Origin of the sequence: Psychromicrobium ferritrahens, assembly GCF_043789415.1 — a bacterium.
Classification (GTDB): domain Bacteria; phylum Actinomycetota; class Actinomycetes; order Actinomycetales; family Micrococcaceae; genus Renibacterium.
Map to the genome: position 1 here is coordinate 1,367,333 of NZ_JBDLLW010000001.1, position 17,716 is coordinate 1,385,048.

Annotated in this window: 12 protein-coding genes, 1 tRNA gene and 1 pseudogene; 9 read left to right on the plus strand and 5 right to left on the minus strand. The window is 54.4% G+C overall.

Going from position 1 to position 17,716, the window contains the following annotated elements; all coding sequences use genetic code 11:
- Positions 1 to 105: 105 nt before the first annotated feature.
- Positions 106 to 2,364, minus strand: coding sequence for a hypothetical protein (locus ABDK06_RS06355; RefSeq protein ID WP_394940069.1), 2,259 nt, complete (start codon positions 2,362 to 2,364; stop codon positions 106 to 108).
- A 328-nt stretch (positions 2,365 to 2,692) separates the two neighbouring features.
- Between ABDK06_RS06355 and ABDK06_RS06360 the strand changes: the two are divergent.
- A pseudogene (locus ABDK06_RS06360) lies at positions 2,693 to 2,806 on the plus strand (metallophosphoesterase); the annotation flags it as partial.
- Positions 2,807 to 3,381: 575 nt separating this feature from the next.
- On the opposite strand, the gene ABDK06_RS06365 reads toward ABDK06_RS06360, so the two are convergent.
- Positions 3,382 to 3,828: a hypothetical protein gene (locus ABDK06_RS06365; RefSeq protein WP_394940071.1), complete on the minus strand. Its 447-nt coding sequence runs from the start codon at positions 3,826 to 3,828 to the stop codon at positions 3,382 to 3,384.
- A 1,132-nt stretch (positions 3,829 to 4,960) separates the two neighbouring features.
- Complete coding sequence (locus ABDK06_RS06370) at positions 4,961 to 5,395, minus strand: DUF2690 domain-containing protein (protein WP_394940073.1); 435 nt, start codon at positions 5,393 to 5,395, stop codon at positions 4,961 to 4,963.
- Positions 5,396 to 5,641: 246 nt separating this feature from the next.
- Between ABDK06_RS06370 and ABDK06_RS06375 the strand changes: the two genes are divergently transcribed.
- Both ABDK06_RS06375 and ABDK06_RS06380 read left to right on the plus strand, forming a co-directional pair.
- Positions 5,642 to 8,008 (plus strand): glycoside hydrolase domain-containing protein, encoded by a 2,367-nt coding sequence (locus ABDK06_RS06375; protein ID WP_394940075.1) that lies wholly within the window; start codon positions 5,642 to 5,644, stop codon positions 8,006 to 8,008.
- 378 nt (positions 8,009 to 8,386) lie between these two features.
- Positions 8,387 to 9,004, plus strand: coding sequence for a hypothetical protein (locus tag ABDK06_RS06380; protein ID WP_394940077.1), 618 nt, complete (start codon positions 8,387 to 8,389; stop codon positions 9,002 to 9,004).
- Positions 9,005 to 9,179: 175 nt separating this feature from the next.
- Here ABDK06_RS06380 and ABDK06_RS06385 read toward each other — a convergent pair whose 3' ends face one another.
- Positions 9,180 to 10,217, minus strand: a complete 1,038-nt coding sequence (locus ABDK06_RS06385) for an LLM class flavin-dependent oxidoreductase (protein ID WP_394940079.1) — start codon at positions 10,215 to 10,217, stop codon at positions 9,180 to 9,182.
- 175 nt (positions 10,218 to 10,392) lie between these two features.
- Here ABDK06_RS06385 and ABDK06_RS06390 point away from each other — a divergent pair, with 175 nt between their 5' ends.
- The 6 genes from ABDK06_RS06390 (at position 10,393) to ABDK06_RS06415 (ending at position 16,246) form a co-directional block, all read left to right on the plus strand.
- On the plus strand, positions 10,393 to 10,941 hold the full coding sequence (locus tag ABDK06_RS06390) for a hypothetical protein (protein WP_394940081.1): 549 nt from the start codon (positions 10,393 to 10,395) through the stop codon (positions 10,939 to 10,941).
- Positions 10,942 to 10,944: 3 nt separating this feature from the next.
- Positions 10,945 to 11,559 carry a hypothetical protein gene (locus ABDK06_RS06395; RefSeq protein WP_394940083.1) on the plus strand — a complete coding sequence of 205 codons (615 nt, stop codon included), beginning with the start codon at positions 10,945 to 10,947 and terminating at the stop codon, positions 11,557 to 11,559.
- A gap of 126 nt (positions 11,560 to 11,685) precedes the next feature.
- Positions 11,686 to 12,246, plus strand: coding sequence for a hypothetical protein (locus ABDK06_RS06400; RefSeq protein ID WP_394940085.1), 561 nt, complete (start codon positions 11,686 to 11,688; stop codon positions 12,244 to 12,246).
- 144 nt (positions 12,247 to 12,390) lie between these two features.
- Entirely contained in the window at positions 12,391 to 14,247 is a 1,857-nt protein-coding gene (locus tag ABDK06_RS06405) for an ABC transporter ATP-binding protein (protein WP_394940087.1), read from the plus strand.
- Positions 14,244 to 16,061 (plus strand): ABC transporter ATP-binding protein, encoded by a 1,818-nt coding sequence (locus tag ABDK06_RS06410; protein WP_394940090.1) that lies wholly within the window; start codon positions 14,244 to 14,246, stop codon positions 16,059 to 16,061. The genes ABDK06_RS06405 and ABDK06_RS06410 overlap by 4 nt, the downstream gene beginning before the upstream one ends.
- A 108-nt stretch (positions 16,062 to 16,169) precedes the next feature.
- Positions 16,170 to 16,246, plus strand: a tRNA-Pro gene (locus ABDK06_RS06415).
- A gap of 198 nt (positions 16,247 to 16,444) precedes the next feature.
- Here the strand turns inward: ABDK06_RS06415 and ABDK06_RS06420 are convergent.
- Positions 16,445 to 17,608 (minus strand): acyl-CoA dehydrogenase family protein, encoded by a 1,164-nt coding sequence (locus ABDK06_RS06420; RefSeq protein ID WP_394940092.1) that lies wholly within the window; start codon positions 17,606 to 17,608, stop codon positions 16,445 to 16,447.
- Between the last annotated feature and the right edge of the window lie 108 nt (positions 17,609 to 17,716).

Genomic DNA, 17,716 nt, shown 5'->3' on the forward strand with positions numbered 1-17,716 from the left:
ACTTGAATTTTTATTTTGACAAGGACCAGCTGGCTCTCCGCTGACTCCTGGAGCATTTGGCGGTGTGGAAGTTCCGTAATAGCAATTATTTTCTGATTTGCAAAATTAGTCTACCGGAGGTTTAACCGCACGCCGGTTTAGTGGTGCGTTGGTCTCGTCGCCGTTCCAAGAAGCAATACGGTAAGCCGCAACTTGATCGGTCTTATCGTTCTCGTACATGAAGGGAGGGTAAGCCGCAAACCCCATGACCTTCTCAGGGTAAGGCCAGTCCTGAGGATGGGCGGCATCAGCCGCACCGCTCTCCAAGAAGGGCGCACGTGAAGCCGGATATCTGGGATTTGCTGGATTATTAAACCATCCCACGCCCCAAGGGCCGGCCCCTTTCGCATAAAAACCCGAGTTGTACGCCCATACTGCTATAAACCAATTTTCTATTTTTTCCGAATTTCCGTCATTAACAATGAGGCCGGCAGCGTTTGTCTGGTTCCATTTCTCTTGCAGCTTCTGCATTCCGGCGGCTATATTTGCTACGAAATCGAGCGCGACTGCACGTTGCGAATCGTAGGGCATAGCTGGAGTGCTACCTCCCTCACGTCCAGCGAGACGCATGCCATCGGTTAATTGGGTTAGTCCGTAGCCACAGTCCGCCTCAGGAAAATTCCATCCCCAGGTATTATCCTCAGCTGATCCAAAATCTGAACCGTAATAGTTTCCAATCAACGGATTACCCGTAGCTCCCGGAAGTGCAAATCGACTAGATTGCCACATATTCGATTCTTGAGCAATTACTCCGAGCATGACCTGCGGCGGGATCTCCTTGCCACCTGCCAACTGTCTCATAGGGAAAAGCTGGTTAACGTTGTAACCTGGCATACCCAGGTTATTCCAGTTAGCTGGTCTCACAACATTCAAACTGTTTTGAACTAGCTGATCGACGGCCCATTCCACTTGTCTTGGTTTTGGCTGGAGTGCCTGACTTTTGGGATCATTCCTGGGGACGGCACAAACACGGTCTGTCTCGGCCAGATTCCCTGGAGCAACCGGGCCAGTTCTTCCAGATTGGCCTACAGTGGTTGGGGCTCCACGTGCAGAACTATTGGTGGCTATCCCTTCGGAGGATATCTCCGCGGATATATCAATATCAGCACCGGTAATCGTGGACTTGGCTTTGATCTCGACCCGGCTTGTAGAATTTTGCCCTTGACCCTTAGTGCTTGTTGGTTCAACAGCCAATTCACCCAAGGAAGACACCTCTGCATTAGCTGATACAGCAGTTATTGTTTGACCTAATGCGGATTTTTTCCCAGTCAATGTTAAAGCATCACCGCTTACGTACGGACGTCCACGTCCGTCTCTGACCAAGGCGGTTCCTAAAATTTCGCCAGAAGCGATGATAACGGGGTTTACACTTGGCATCTTGAGAGCAATGGTTTTCACAGCAGCCTTGCCATGATCCTGTTCGACATAACCTAACTCACCATTTAGCGATGTCAAATGATAAGCACTACCGTTAGTGCGGATTATGGGTGTGGAAGAGATATCTCCAGCTATGTTCGCGTCTACCTTGCGAATGCCATCTGAATATGCAGCAAAGATTCCTTGTTCGGTAGGCACTGGTGAGGTGACTTGACCGTTCAGTTCGTAGGTTTTCACAGCTCTCAGCGAGCCTGATTTCATTAAGGCGACCCTAGTCTTAGCTTCGTCTTTAGCATAAGTAGTCAATGTGAAAAGATCTGAATTTCCACAACCAGGGTTGAAATAAGCGATACTGAAACCCCGACCTAAATCTTCCACCTTGCCCGTGATCAAGTCGACCACGGCGGCAAATGCTCCTGCACTCGACAGTCTTTCAGAGTTTGTAAAGGTTCTCGGAGCATAGACGACTGCGAGTTTCTTCCCCGCTGATATGCTGCAGGCATTCCCTATCCATCGATCCGTCTCGACTGCAGGGTTACCCAATGCAGCGACTTGAGTCCAGACATAGCCTTCGGAAGCCCGCGAGACCAGAACCTTGAAACCATCTTGGTCACCGATCGTTGTCCACGCCAAATCCTTGCTCTTAGACCAGTTCTGCCCTAGTTTGCTCGAACGATCATCTGGCTTAACACCCTGCGAAGGCTCAAGATCCGGCTTGACTGGATCTGCGTTATCAGGCTGAGGGTCCACTGGAATTGACTGAGGAGCGGTTGCTCCCGCTGTCGCCTGAGCAGTTTGAACCGAAAGCAAACCTGCCCCCAAGGCCAGGCAAACGACGAAAAGTATCGCCTTCCACAGGACACCGAAATTGGACACACGCACTCCTTCAAAAAACCGTGTTAACAAGAGCAAAAACTTCTGCAAGACCGAGTTCTGATCGAAATTCATCCTGAAAACGACAGATTTTTTTGGAATCACACTGGACCATCGGCAAATTCACTCGCTCTACATTATGCGATTCGATGGCTAAATTCAATAGCTCAATCACTTCAAATAAAAATTTCTGAGACCCTGTGGTTGAAGCTCTTGCGGGGACTTATTCCCTCAAAGGTCTAAAAACCCAGCAACAACGGACCCTCTATCGCATCAGCAAGCAAGCTGGAAGCGATCTGGATCTCGCCATTCCGGCCCGACCAGGGCACGCCCTGGGACCTGGACAGGGTGGTAGAAGGGTGTGTCTCCTAGTAATTGGGAATCTGAACAGGTTGGGAAAGCGGGGGGCACGACGCCGGTCAATGTTTCCGGCGGTATCGGCACCTCCCGCTTCGCTCCGGTCCGGTTCGTTTGCAGGCCTGAGGCTGTGGTTTTAGAGCTACTCGAACGTACTTAGAAATTGCTTCCGTCCAAATCTATTTCTCTCAAGATTCAATAGTTCGTCCTTATTCAGGCCGGTAAGGTGTTGTACCAGCCTGAATAAGAGCTTCCGCAATTAAAGCGAACCTGATCACCCTGCTGCATCGGGACCATAGTGCTCCAAGTCTTGTGGAAGAGGTTCCCGACACCGTACCTGTTTGTTTCCACCTTTCCTCCGGGATACCACCTGTGAACTTCAAAAACACTTTCTAAACAGCGAGATACGCCATCACCATTCGGCCTATACCGAACAGCAGCGCAGGACTTTGAATACCTAAGATCAATTCCATAGGCAATCGTATACGCGTCTGCGCTGCACCCTGATCCTTGAGGATCCTTGCCAACACAGCTATCCAGATAGCAACTACCTGCAGCACCCGCAGTCTGCGCCATGGTAAGGCTTGCCCCTCCAACCGCAATCAGAACGCTTGCAAGCGCTAACATTTTTCTCCCCATAAAAAACTTAATTTAAATGATCTAAAAAATACATTTATATACAATGTTAGCGTTAGTTATCATAAAAAAACGCTATTACAATGTAAATAAATTTCGTTACGCAGGCTTAGTATCAAACCAACCAGTCTGGGCCTTGTCACCATTTTGCCACCAGTTAATCATGCCTCCGGGCTGGAGAGGAGACATACGAGTCCACGGCTCATTCCCGTAATAACCGCCTACCCCATACCATCTGTAGTCATAGACATTATTGGGCAGAGTGACTTTTACTTGAGCAGAAAGACTGCCAACTTGAACTACGGGTCGTAACCATGAAGCACCACAATTTGGAGAAAATCTAATTTCAACTCCCCAAGCATAGCCAATAGTATATGCGCCCACGCTACATCCCGAATTCTGAGGATCCTTGTTGGTGCAACTCTCGAAATAACAACTAGGTGCAGCATTTGCGGTCGGTGCTACAAAAAGTGAACCAGCCACAAGGAGAACTAGTCCAAATACTGTGGAAAATAATCGATTATTTTTTGAAATCAAATAATTCATAATTTAACAGTCTCCACTCGATAAAATTGATCTACTAGAATATATTTTTACGAAATATTGTTTTTGTTGAGAGGTCGCATAATTTACTCGATAAATATTCTACTCACCTCACACTAGCTCAATCTTAAACTATTAGAGAAATCGAAATTAGCACTTCTCATCAAGATGAGGAACTTGATTCAGGAAACAGGCGAACCATTTTTGGAATAACTACTTCCTAATCTGCTTTCATCCTCTGACGTCCCTCTGAAGGACATGAAACGGTCTCCATATTTACATCCCTGGAATGCTGCATCGGCGCCATGGTGCTCTAATATCGGTTGTAAAGATTACCAACAGAATATGTCTTGGTTTCTACTTTTCCGCCTAGATACCATCTTTTCACTGGATTATGCCGTCGATCCGGTACGAAACACCCGCGCAAGATAGCGAGTATCTCAGGTGGACCACCTATGCGATGGTATAAGTATCAGAGCTACATGCGGACCCCTGCGGATCCTTCCCAGCACAGCTGACAAGGTAACAAGTTCCCGCCGCGCTGGCACCTTGAGCTGATAGCAGGCCAAAGGCCCCGACTGCAAATATCATTCCAAGAATAACAACTAGCTTCCTCATGATAATCTTTCTCAGCAAAAAGCTAGATCTAACAAACCTGGATAGCGTTATTTTATTTCTTCTAGACTCGGTTCGTGTTGAACCAACCGCTCACCGAATTGCTTGCGTGCCAGTTGATCAAGCCGCCAACTTGCAAAGGTGCCATTAGACTCCAAGACTCATTTCCGTAGTAAGCGCCAGCACCGTAATAGACGTACTCGTATACATTATTAGGGCGGGTGACCTTAACTTCTGCGGTTAGATTCCCGGTTTGAGGGGCTGATCGTAGCCATGAAGCCGCACAGCCAGGAGAGAATCTGATCTCCTTTCCCCAAATATATCCAATCGTGTAAGCGTCAGCACTGCAGCCAGAAACCTGAGGGTCTTTCTTTGTGCAGCTCTCGAAGTAGCAACTTCCGGCAGCGTTAGCCGCCTGCGATGAGGCGAGACTGAGACCACAGGTTGCTGCAAGTATCAGTAGGACAGCGAGTACCTTTTTCATATGTAATCTTCCTCGTAGAGATCGCACCAAAATCACCTAGCAACTTCCGATGCGAGCGGTGCCGCCACCAACCAAGCCGGTATCTGGAACTCGATGCCCCCAAGTGACCTCTACGCAGGTGTTACCCGGCGCCGTCACTTGAGCGCTGTGCTCGGAGGAGACCCCCGCGGTCATGGCGATCGCGCTCTTGGTCGTGCTAGGAACCTGAATCACTGCCCAGTAATTCTGGCCAGGAAGATAGCCATAAACATTCACCCAATTGGTACCGCAACGAGGCGAATAGACTAGCTCTGCCAGCCCTTCACCTTTTTGGAACTTCCATGACTGAACAGCGTACGCGCCCGAAACACACCCGGTAGACACCGGGTCGGTACCGTCATAACCGGCCGCGTTTGCAGCCGGCGCACCAAGTAAACCAGCAGCTAAGAGCGCAGAGCTGAGGCCGATAGTCGCCAAAGATTTCTTCAACATAGCCAAATTCCTCATCTATTGAACCTTGGGAACTTCGACACTAGCAAGGCAATTGCAGCCTCGACGGGGTATTGATTGGAAGTTTTTTTGGAAGTGATTGGAAGTTTTGGATTTCCCACGCGAACCGAGATTCTAGGGCCCGCTGAAACGGTAGTCTCATGGAGAACAACAGAAAACGAGGTCGTCGTCCGAATAGTTTTCTGACCGTAATAAATCGATGCCAACTCACCCCGAGAGGCCAAAAGCATGGATCCAAAAGTCAAAGAAGCGCAGGTATGGGTCAACGCAACCTACGCCGGCACCTCTGGGTACGTACCTTGTCCCGAGGACGGACTGATTGGTTGGTCCACAATGTATTCCCTGGTGATGGGATTGCAACACGAACTCGGGATCTCACCGGTTGTCGCCGCCTTCGGGCCGACGACGATGTCTCGACTTCAGACGCTAGGTGAGCTCAATCAAGGGTGGGGCGGCAAGGATGATCGCATTGTGCGCATCCTTCAGCACGGCCTATTTTGCAAGGGCTATTGGGGAGCAAATACCTACGGGACTTTTGACGGGGTGACGGCAGCGGCAGTCGCTGGCCTGCGCAGCAATATGGGACTCCCCCCAGGATCGTCGGTGCCAGCTAGCATCTTCCGGTGCATTCTGAACCTAGACGCATACATAGTGTTAGCCGGCGGCACCGAGAAGGTTCGAGGCATCCAGCAGTGGCTGAATGGTCGTTACTGGCAAAAGGACGCTTACACCATCGGTCCATGTGATGGAATTTACTCTCGCGATGTACAGCAGTCGCTGATGATAGCTCTTCAATACGAACTAGGTATTAGCAGCCCCAATGGAGCATTCGGGCCTGCTACACAGGCGGGACTTCGGACTCACTCTGTACAGCAGGGCGACTCCGGAATATTCGTCGAACTTTTCTCCGCGGCCTGCGTTTTCAACGAGCCAGTACCCTTCGATCCCGAAGTGTTCACCACTCAGCGCTCTACCTTTGACGCAAAACTGGGCGAGTTCGTCAGCGCGTTTCAGGCGTTTTCGCAACTTCAGGTCAACGGGAGGGGCGATTACTCGACATGGGCACAGCTTCTAGTCTCAACTGGCGACCCCGACCGTCCGGTGGCGGGCTGCGACACACGCTTCGAAATTACTGCCTCCCGGGCCCAATGGTTGTTCAATAACGGATATCGCGCCATCGGCCGATATTTATATAACCCACCCGGGTCAACACTGGATAAGGACATCAAGCCCGGCGAGCTGACAACCATCTTCAACGCCGGTTTAAGAGTGTTGCCGATTTTTCAAGACAATGCCCGTCAACTCTCGGATTTCACCTACACCCAAGGCTACCAACACGCACTGAAAGCGCATGAGAGAGCTAACGCATATGGCTTTGCTCGTGGCACAGTGATCTATTTTGCTGTTGACTACGACGCCACCGGTGAGGAAATAGACTCGGCTGTTGTGCCGTATTTTCAAGGCATCCAAGCGGGTCTCTCATCACAAGGCAAGAGGTATGTGCATGGCGTATATGGTTCACGAAACGTTTGTGCGAAAGTTACAAAAAATACATACGCTCGATTTTCATATATTTCTGGAATGTCGTGGGGATTTTCCGGAAATCTAGGATTTCCGTTACCATCGAACTGGTCTTTCAATCAAATTAAGGAATTTCAGGTAATAACCGGTTCAGATACGTTTGATTTGGATCGCGATGTTTGGCGCGGCGAAGGCGGAGATCCAGGTCAATCATCTGTTAACTCGACCGCCAGTCCAGCAGACGAATTTATCAGTTACATAAAAAAACTCTATGCTTGCGCACAAGAGTATGGCAAGGGGAATCCGAACCAGTTAGTCATGGAGTACCTGCGAAGCCGTGAGTATAATGATCTTCGCTGGATCGCATTAATCGGCTCGGTGGATGATGGTTTTGTTGACTTCGCCAACAAAAAAGGCTTCTCCATCATGGCCGAGTTCCAGGATCCGTATACCGGATACCAGATTGGTGTTGAACATTTAATGGCAACCGCCAATGGACATTTCCTGATCCCATCGCCGGTAGACACCAACTTGATGGCCGAAGGGGACATTGCCGGTTGGGCTGGCGATTTACTGACCTTCTACGGTGATTGGCGAAATGAATCCGCGAGCTACTCGTCCGGCTATACCTATTGTATGGAAAAGTTAGGGAAGCCTGGCATCGCCAGCAGCTTTGATTTCGACGATCTGGCGTGCGATGCGGACGGCTACCTATTAGCACAACGGCTCCGGAACGGCGTAGATATTGTCACCGCAGTCCAGGACTATTATGGGGGCACCGGTGGTTTGAAGAGGTTTAGCGATTACTATCAGCAGAGGTTTATCAACGCCGAGACATGTCTAGCTCTTGCCCATGATGCACTGGTAACCTCTATCTTCGAAAAGATCGTGATTGCTCGCACATTCCTAATAGGCCCCCATGAACCGCCTATTACATTACCTGGAAATAAACTAAAAGAGTTTGAACAGGGCTTCGCTGATAGCCTTCTATCCAGAGTCGGAATGGAAAGAAAAATGTCCCAAACATATCAACAAAATCAAAGAAAACTTCTCATCTCGCCCCGAACCAAATAGTGAGGTCGAGTCAGATGAAAAAAATAATCACCTTCATTCGTCACGTTCACCCCATTCTTTGGACTGCGCTTTCGATCCCTTTTGTGTTAGCTCTTGGCCTGTCTTTCCTTATCGGCGCCTTTGCGGCAGGGGGTGACGCCTCAGAGACTTGTGCAAAGGCCGGGCAGATCTATGACGAGAAATACAGATCGGAGAATTGGCGAGAGCCAAGCCAAATTTTCCCTTTACACAATAGATGTAACGCTGACTACGACCTCGTTCCATTCTGGATCAACCCAACAATCACCTTACTTGGCGTGGTAATAGCACTTCTTCTAGCAACATCTCTCATCTCAGCGATTCTCCAGCACAGAGATAATCGCAAAAGGAATTGAAATCATGATTCATAAAGAAATTGCCCGTCGTAGAGTTCTGAGTATTGCAGCTGTGTCTATATCGGCGCTGGCCTTGTCAGCACCAGTTGCATCAGCTTCACCTTCCAAGCCACGTCCATGGTCCAAGAACAGATCTCAGAACGGTTGGCCTATACTCAAGCAGCCCGTGAATTTCAAAATCGAAGGTAGCAATCAGTCAGTGCAGCTGGCAGGTGGCGACACGGCCGTCATCTTGCTTTATATAGCTCGCCGCGTTAACTACGAAATCGAGACCTTGCGTAGTGGCGACGTCAAAGGACACTCCTCTGAGCTAACAGTTACCCAACCTTACGAGTCAAACCATCTTTCTGGCACCGCCATCGCACTCCGACCAGCCCTTTACCCATCGGGGGCCCGCGGACTCCTCTACCCGAAGGAGCTAGCTATTGTCCGAGATATCCTCAACCAGCTAGACAAAACAGCGTATTGGGGAGGAGACCAATCAGTACCTATGGAATCCCATTTTGGAATTACGTTGTCACCCGGCCATGCCCAACTGGAAAAGACAGCGCAGAAAATTCGAGCCTGGGATGAGCGGCCTGGTGGGCCTGGTGCTGGCGCCACCAGCGCTTTTCTTCACTGATCTGGTAGATGGCTGGGCCAGCACTAATATTCCCTGCCATCCACCAAGGCGCTATAAGCGGAGTGCCAGGGACTCAAGCCGTAAGCCTTAGGCCAAAAGATCTTCTTAGCTTCCGGCTGCGGGTAACCCTAGAATGCATGGCGAAAGCGCCGACCGCTCCATTCCCATCTCGCAGTTAGACAGCCGTCACTGGCCCCTCAGTATTCGGCTTCCAGCCCAGCGCCGGTGCCACGTACTTGGCGAAGGACTCGAGGACATGCTGGTTGTACTCCACCCCCAATTGCGTTGGAATAGTCAGCATCAGGGTGTCCGCCGCCATCACCGCTGAGTCCTTAAGCAACTCCTCGACCAGCTGATCCGGCTCCGCCGCATAGCTCTTGCCGAAGGTGGATCGGAAACCGTCGATCACGCCGACCTGATCGGAATCGCTCCGGCCGAAGTACAGCTGATCCTGATCGTTCATAATCGGGAAGATGCTCCGGCTCACCGACACTCTCGGCTCGCCGTCGTGACCGGCCTCTTTCCAGGCCTTCCGGTAAATCGCTATCTGCTCGGCCTGAAGCTGATGGAAAGGCACGCCGGCGTCCTCGGTCAGCAGGGTGGAGGACATCATATTGACACCCATCTCCCCGGTCCAGCTCGCGGTTTCCCGGGAGGCAGAGCCCCACCAAATGCGCTTCCTGACGCCCGGGGAATGCGGCTCAACGCGCAACAGGGTGTTCCGCCCGGTCATCTGCGGATCGGAAGGCGCAACTCCCTCGCCGTCAATAGCTCGTAGGAAGAGCTCGAACTTCTGCCGCGCAAGATCGGCGCCACGCGGGTCAACACTTCCGGTGTATCCGAAGGATTCATACCCCCGCAACGCGGTCTCTGGCGATCCCCGGCTCATTCCGAGTGCCAACCTGCCGTCGCTGATCAGATCGAGCGCCGCGGTCTCCTCGGCGAGGTAGAGCGGATTCTCATAGCGAAGATCAATGACGCCGGTGCCCACCTCGATCCGCTCGGTCTTCGCCGCGATGGCGGCAAGCAGCGGGAACGGCGAAGCCTGCTGCTTGGCGAAATGATGAACCCGGAAATAGGCGCCATTGACGCCGAGCTCATCAGCCGCCACGGAGAGCTCAATGGCTTGTTTCAACGAGTCTTTCGCGGTGACCGTCTGCGAGCCACGGCCCGCTCCATAATGTCCGAAGGAGAGAAATCCAAAACCTTTCATGCCAGGTAGAAGCATACGTTTGCATATATTATTCCCGCCGGAAACACCTACCGATTTCAGCCCGCAGTATGAGGCGCCCGGATAGCCTGGCTGTCAGACTTTTGAGATGTCCAGCCTTGCCGAAAATTCAAAAACCCAGGCAAGGAACGCGCTTAGCTGGTCTAGAAAGCTCGGCATGCTTCTTGCAAATAGTGCCTGGGCACTGGGCATGCCATTGCTCAGCCTCGGGTGCAGCCTGCCCTGGATCGAAGCCGCATATCCCTACTACTCACCGAAAGTGACAAGCTGGATTTTGCTGGGTCTCTCCGGCCTGGCAATCATCGCCAGTACGACACTAGGAACCTGGTGGGCGTATCATCGCGAACCGCCCCTTTGGGATGGCGCACGTCTCGCCGCGACGATGTTGACCTGCCTGGCGGCTGCACCGATAGTTCTCTTGGGTCTCTACATTGTGGCTTTAGGAGCAAGTAACGTGGATCCGGATTATCACCAGGCTCCGACGATTGCTGAGACCACCGGAGCCTGGATGGGCAGTTTAGCCGCGCTCGCTCCAATGACCGCAATCTTAGGCTCCAGTGCGATCCGGCTCTTCGCCGACGTACGCAGCTCGCGCCCCTCTCGAGCCATCCGTCTCACCTTGATACTCAGCTCCGGAATTTTGCTGATCGGCGGAGCTCTCCTGATCGGCGCTTTCCTGGTCACGGGCCGCCCTGCTGTTGGCTAGCCGATGATGGAAAAAGCTGCGATCATCTCGTTCAACGTAGGATTCGGTGCGCTCTGGGCGTTTCTGCTAATCGCCAATTTCTACAGCACTAACCCCAGAATCAGCCCCTTAGGCAAGCTCTTCCCCTACTCCTTCGCGGATCAGGGCTATTGGCCCTCACTGCTTGCCATCGGGCTCTTAGCTTCGCTGTCTTGCCTTTGGGCGAGATCGCAGTCTGAATTCCGGCCAAAACTGCTCGCCGTCATCGTCGCAGCCAGCATTGCCTCGCTCTTTATCGCTCTGGAATTCTGGGCTGCTTTGCCTCAGATCGCAGAATCTTTCACTCCGTCACGATTTCAGCGGAGGAATATCGGCCTGGATCTCAGCTTCTGGGGCGATAACGCCTTGATCCTCTTCTGCACCCGAATGATCCCCTTGCTAGCCTGCTGCGGTGTCGCCCTCGGGTGCTATCACGCCCGAAAAAGACAGTACAGACGAATCTTCGCTGCTTTCCATGGAGCCTTGGTCTTCGTTGCCAGTTACGTCATCGCCTGCAGCGTGAGCATAATCGGCGCGGTCCTCGTCTTGCTGCTCAGCAGTACCGCCTTCAAGATACTCTCCGAGGGCCTGCCGGGGTGATCGTTAACCCTGATCCGGGCTAATATTCGATAAGAGGTAGGCTATCTCATAGTTTTCATCCACCGACAGAATTCCGTTCGCGACTGACAGAACCTGACGGTCACGCATCGAACCGAGTAGGAACCCGTGGAAAAAACAGAGCCGGAGAAGCTGGGACAAATCTGGGTCTCACGTGTTTCGGGCATCGTATTCACGGGTCTTTTCGTGTGCGTGCTCTGCTGGCTAGTGCCCTATTCGCTGCAGATCTATACGGCCGGCCTGAGACGTTCGCTCGGCGGTCACGAGCTGTTTCCCGACGTCGTTCTGGTGATTTCCTTGATCCTGCTGACAGTGCTCTGTCGGGTGCGTGGACGCCAAGACACCTTGCTGCCACTCTGGTCTATTTGGCTGAACCTCATCATCCTGGCTCTACTCACCCTTGCTCCGGTGCTGTGGACTCTGCTGACCATGTTTTCCGTGCCGCTCTTCACATTTTCAGTCTCTGTGCCAGATTTTTGGAACCTGCTGTGGATCTTTCGTTATCTGATCCCGCTGGGCACCGTAGCGCTGGCGCTTCTACTCGCCCTCAACTTGCGCATCAACAGCTTTCAGCGCCCTCGTTTATTCGGCGTCCTGATGTATCTCGCCCCGGCGCTGACCTTCCTGCTCTGGACCGGTCTCTGGCTGCTGCCGATCTCTGTACAGTAGCTGGTAGCCCGGGTAGTGGTTAGCGACGCAGCACTGTCCCGAACAGCACAATCATGGCGCTGGTGACCCCAGCCACAAAGCACTAGGATATTTACTCTGCGCAACTAATTGGTATCGGTCACAAAGACGTCAAAAGAAGCTGGCATGACTGCATCGAAACGTAATCAGAACTCCCTCTTCCATTCCCTGAGCCGCCTCTATCCCTTCCTCAAGCCCATCATCCCCCGCCTGGCTCTGGGCTTGCTCTGCGCTTTGGCAGCCAGCGTGGTGGCCCTGGCCATCCCGCAGGTCTACCGGGTACTGATCAATTCCGCGCTGCATCAGGGCGGCGAGACCAGCAGCGTCTGGATCGCGGCCGGCGTCGTCCTAGTGCTGGGCGTCTTAGAGGCGACTTTCGTGGCCCTGCGCCGCCAGTTCGTGATCACGCCGGCCACCACGGTGGAAACCAAGATGCGGATCTCGCTCTACCGGCATCTGCAAAATCTCACGGTTTCCTTCCATGATCGCTGGGGCTCAGGCCAGCTGCTCAGTCGGGCGATGACCGATTTGAACTTCCTGCGCCGTTGGATGGCCTTCGGCGCGATCATGCTGGTGGTCACCACCATGACCGTGCTCATCGGCCTGGTACTGATGTTCACCCTCAGCTGGGCCCTGGCTCTGATTTTCATCGTGGCCGGAGTGCCGATCGTAATCTATGGTTTTCGGTTCAACCGGTATTACCGGCAAGTCAGCAGGAAGAGCCAGGATCAAACCGGAGATCTCGCCACGGCGGTAGAGGAATCCGTGCACGGCATCCGAGTTCTCAAGGCCTTCGGACGCAGCCGGGAGGCGCTGGAGAATTTCAGTGACCAGGCTGAGGAACTACGGCAGACCGAGATCTCCAAGGCCAAATCTCTCGCCACCTATTCGCTCGTCATCAGTCTGCTGCCCGAGCTGGCTCTGGGCACTGGACTGATCGTCGGCGTCCTGCTGGTCACCAATGGTTCACTTACCGTGGGTTCGCTGGTGGCTTTCTTTGCCACCGCCGCCGTGGTGGCTACTCCGGTGGAATTCATGGGACCGCTGATGGCCATGTCCTTGACCATGAAAACCGCGGTGGAGCGGTACTACGAGGTGATGGACGCGGAGAACACCATTACCGATCCGGCGCAGCCCACCGAGTTGATTCAGCCGCGCGGCGCGGTGGAGTTCCATCAGGTCGCCTTCCGTTACGCCGATGCCCGTTCGGAGCTGCTGCACGACGTCGAATTGAGCATCCAGCCGGGCGAAACCATGGCTCTGGTGGGCATCACCGGTTGCGGCAAATCGACTCTGCTACAACTCGTGCCACGGCTCTACGAAGTGACCTCGGGCAGCATCACCATCGACGGCGTGGATGTCCGGCAACTACCTCTGGAACGACTGAGAACGCTGGTTTCCGTCGCTTTCGAGGACACCACGTTGTTCTCCTCCTCGGTTCGCGACAATGTTCTGCTCGGCACTGGCCTGGACACCAGCAGCAGTGCGGCCGATGAAGCTCTGGAAGAAGCGCTCGACGTCGCGCAGGCGCAGTTCGCCTATTCGCTGCCCGACGGCGTCGACACCCTGATCGGCGAGGAGGGACTGAGCCTCTCCGGAGGTCAGCGTCAGCGGGTCGCACTGGCGCGAGCAATCGCCTCCAAACCTGCTGTCCTGGTATTGGATGACCCGCTCTCCGCCTTGGACGTCAACACTGAGGAACGCGTAGAAGCTCGGCTGCGCCAGGTGCTGGCTAATACCACCACGCTGATCGTGGCCCATCGCCCCTCCACCGTGGCAATGGCGGATCGGGTGGCACTGATGGAGAACGGCTCGATCAGTGCGGTCGGCACCCATTCGGAACTGCTAGCGAGCAATGCGCACTATCGCTATGTGCTGGCCAGTTTGACCGAAGAGCCGAAGGACCTGGACTCCGCCCTCGAAGATGAGAGGGAACTAGAAGATCTGGACAACGCAGAAGATGTGGACGGGGTACGCGCATGAGCATGGGGACCGCCGATGAAGATCGGGTCAAACTGACCACAGCCGATTCCAAACTGGTCCGGAAGAGGTCGCTGAAGCTCCTCAGTTCGCTGATCCGCCCGGTCCGCGGACGTTTCATCTACACCATCGTGCTCGTCGTGCTCTCGCAAGCCACTCGGGTGGTCGGCCCGTTGCTGATAGCTTTCGGCATCGACCACGCGCTGCCCTCGATGATCAACGGAAATCCATTGCTCCTGCTGTTCACCGGCGGCGGCTATATCCTAGCGGCTGTGCTCACCTCGGTGATGACCGCGGGTTACGTCACCGCCACCGCACAGCTCAGCCAGGCCATGCTGCTGGATCTGAGGCGCCGGGTTTTCCGGCACACTCAACGACTCAGCCTGGAATTCCATGAGAAGTACACCTCCGGCAGGATCATCGCCCGGCAGACTTCGGACCTTGAAGCGCTCCGAGAATTGCTCGATTCAGGGGTTTCCTCGCTGGCCTCCGGGATGATCTTCATGCTCTTCACCGCGATCAGCATCTTCGCCCTGGACTGGCAGACCGGGCTGGTGGTGCTGTTGGCCGGGATTCCGATGTTCTTCCTGGCTCGCTGGTACCAGACCCGTTCTCAACTGGCCTTCCGAGCTTCCCGGGTGGTTTCTGCGAAGCTGATCGTCCACTTCGTGGAGACCATGACCGGCATCCGTGCGGTCAAGGCTTTCCGCCGAGAGAAAGACAATGCACGACGTTACGAAGAGGTCGCCGAAGAGTACCGTGAGGTGACGGTTCGCTCGATCAATCTGAACGCCGTCTTCCAGCCCGGGCTGATCCTGATCGGCAATGTCACGGTTGCCGTGGTGCTGCTGTTGGGTGGGTTCCGTGTGCTGGACGGTGGCCTCGCCGTCGGGGCGCTACTCGCGCTGATTCTCTCCACCAAGCGTTTCTTCTCCCCTGTGGACCAAATGGCTATGTTCTACACCTCCTTCCAGTCCGCGCAGGCTGCCTTGGAGAAGGTCTCCGGGCTCTTGGAGGAAGTGCCGACGGTGCGGCCGCCGAGCGACCCCATCCCCTTGCCCGAGCCTCGCGGCGAACTGGTGTTCAGTGGTGTCGAGTTCCGTTATGGCGATGGCCCGGTAGTACTTCCGACCATGGATTTGAGTATTCCTGCTGGCCAGACGGTAGCCGTGGTGGGCCAGACCGGGGCGGGAAAATCCACCCTCGCCAAATTAGTCGCCCGGTTCTACGACGTCTCGGCGGGGTCTCTGACTCTTGACGGCGTACCGCTCAACCGGCTCTCCAATGAAGATCTGCGCCGTGCTGTTGTGATGGTGACCCAGGAGGCCTTCCTGTTCAGCGGCACGGTGGCTGAGAACATCGCCCTGGGCAAGCCATCGGCCAGCCAGCAGGAGATCGAAGCAGCGGCTCGCGCAGTAGGCGCCCACGATTTCATCATGGAACTACCAGAGGGCTACCACACGGACGTGAATAAACGCGGCGGGAGGGTTTCCTCGGGGCAGCGCCAGTTGCTCTCCTTCGCGCGGGCCTTCCTGGCCTCACCAGCGGTACTGATTCTGGATGAGGCAACGGCTTCGCTGGATATCCCTTCCGAACGAATCGTGCAGCAAGGGCTGCAGAATCTGCTCAGCTCGGTAGCCGGCACCTCACGCACCGCGATCATCATTGCGCACCGGCTCTCCACGGTCGAAATCGCTGATCGGGTGCTGGTTGTCCATGACGGTCGTATTGTCGAGGACGGCACTCCAGCGGAGTTGATCTCCTCCGGCGGACGCTTCGCCAAGCTGCACGGAGCCTGGCAGGATTCACTGGTTTAAGGAAGCTACTTGAGCCTCGAACCGGGGCTGTGCACTTCGCGTTTGAGTGGGCGGCGTGAGTCGGCTATCCTTGAGAGGTTGCTTTCTGGAAGATTCTGCAGAAAGCAGCGGGGTGTGGCGCAGCTTGGTAGCGCGCGTCGTTCGGGACGACGAGGCCGCAGGTTCAAATCCTGTCACCCCGACCAACAGCCCTGGTGAGAAGTACTTCTCACCAGGGCTTCGTCGTCTCCACGAAGATCTAGAACGGTAGGCGCCGCAGGTGCGATGGTCAAAGCCCGCATCGCCTTTGGTCTCCGCGGCTCAGTCGAGGCCAGCGGCACGGCGTCAACATATCAACTTCGCGTTTCGCGGAAATAACATCGAGAAGAACCTCCGCCGCATCCTCAGACGAAAGCACTCATTCCGGTGACAGCTCTGCCGACGATCAAAGAGTTGATCTCATAGCTGCCTTCATAGGTGTAGAGGATCTCAGCGTCCCCGAAGATCTTAGCCATCTCATAGTCAGTCACGATGCCATTACCGCCCAGCAGAGCTCGCCCCTTGGCCACTGATTGCCTGGCAAGCCTGGTGGTGGTTGCCTTGACCATCGCAGCCTGGGCCATTTTCGCCTCTCGTTGCGTCTGCAACCGGGCAAACTGCACCATCAAGGCCAAGGAACACGAAGCGTCCCCGAGGATCTCAGACAGCCCCAGCTGCACCAGTTGAAACTTCGCCAAGGGCCTGCCGAACTGCTGTCGCCCCACCACATAAGCTCGGGCGACGTCGAAAGCCGCGAACTGAATACCCGCACCCTGCCAGCCCACCCAGGCCCTGGAATCCCTGAGTAATTCGTTGGCGGCCGCGAAGTTGACTGCACCGGGCAGCAGATTAGCCTGCGGAATCCGAACCTGTTCCAGCCTGATGTCTGCGTTCTGCATGATCCGCAGACCGATCTTGTTCTCGATCTTGCTCGCACTGTAGCCGGGCCTATCCGTTTCCACGATGAAGCCCTTGATTTCCTTGTCTGCCAAGTCCCTGGCCCAGACCAAGGCGAAATCGGCAATCGTCCCCGAGCCGATCCAACGCTTCGCCCCCTTGATCAGCCATTCACCATCAATCAGCTCAGCCGTGGTCTCCAAGCCGCCTGCCACGTCCGAACCATGATTCGGTTCGGTGAGAGCGAAGGCTCCAAGCTGACGAAAGGATTTCAAGCCGGGTAACCAGCGCCGCTTCTGCTCTTCCGAGCCCAGCTCATCGATCATTCCGACGATCAGCTCATTATGAATCCCCACTAGGGCCGATAGTGAAACATCGGCTCGAGCCACTTCCAGGTACATCAGGCCCTTGAACAACTGACTGCTGCCATCGGTCTGCAACTCACCGAGGCCGAAGGAAGCCAGCTCGGGCAGCAGTTCGAAGGGGAATTCTTCCTTGTTCCAGTAATCGATGCTGGCGGGCCGGACCCGCTGCTGCAGGAACTGCCGGGTCGAGAGGTAGCGCTCCCGTTCCTCCTGCGACAGCAGATCCACGATCTGCATCAGATCAGCGTCCGGGAATGGCAGCTCCATTGCAGCGGACTGGATTTCTTGCCCAAGAGGCTTGTTGACCAGCACTTGATTCCCTTCTGTGGCCCGCGGCCACTGGGCCAAAGAGCGAGACACTCTTTCAAACCCTAG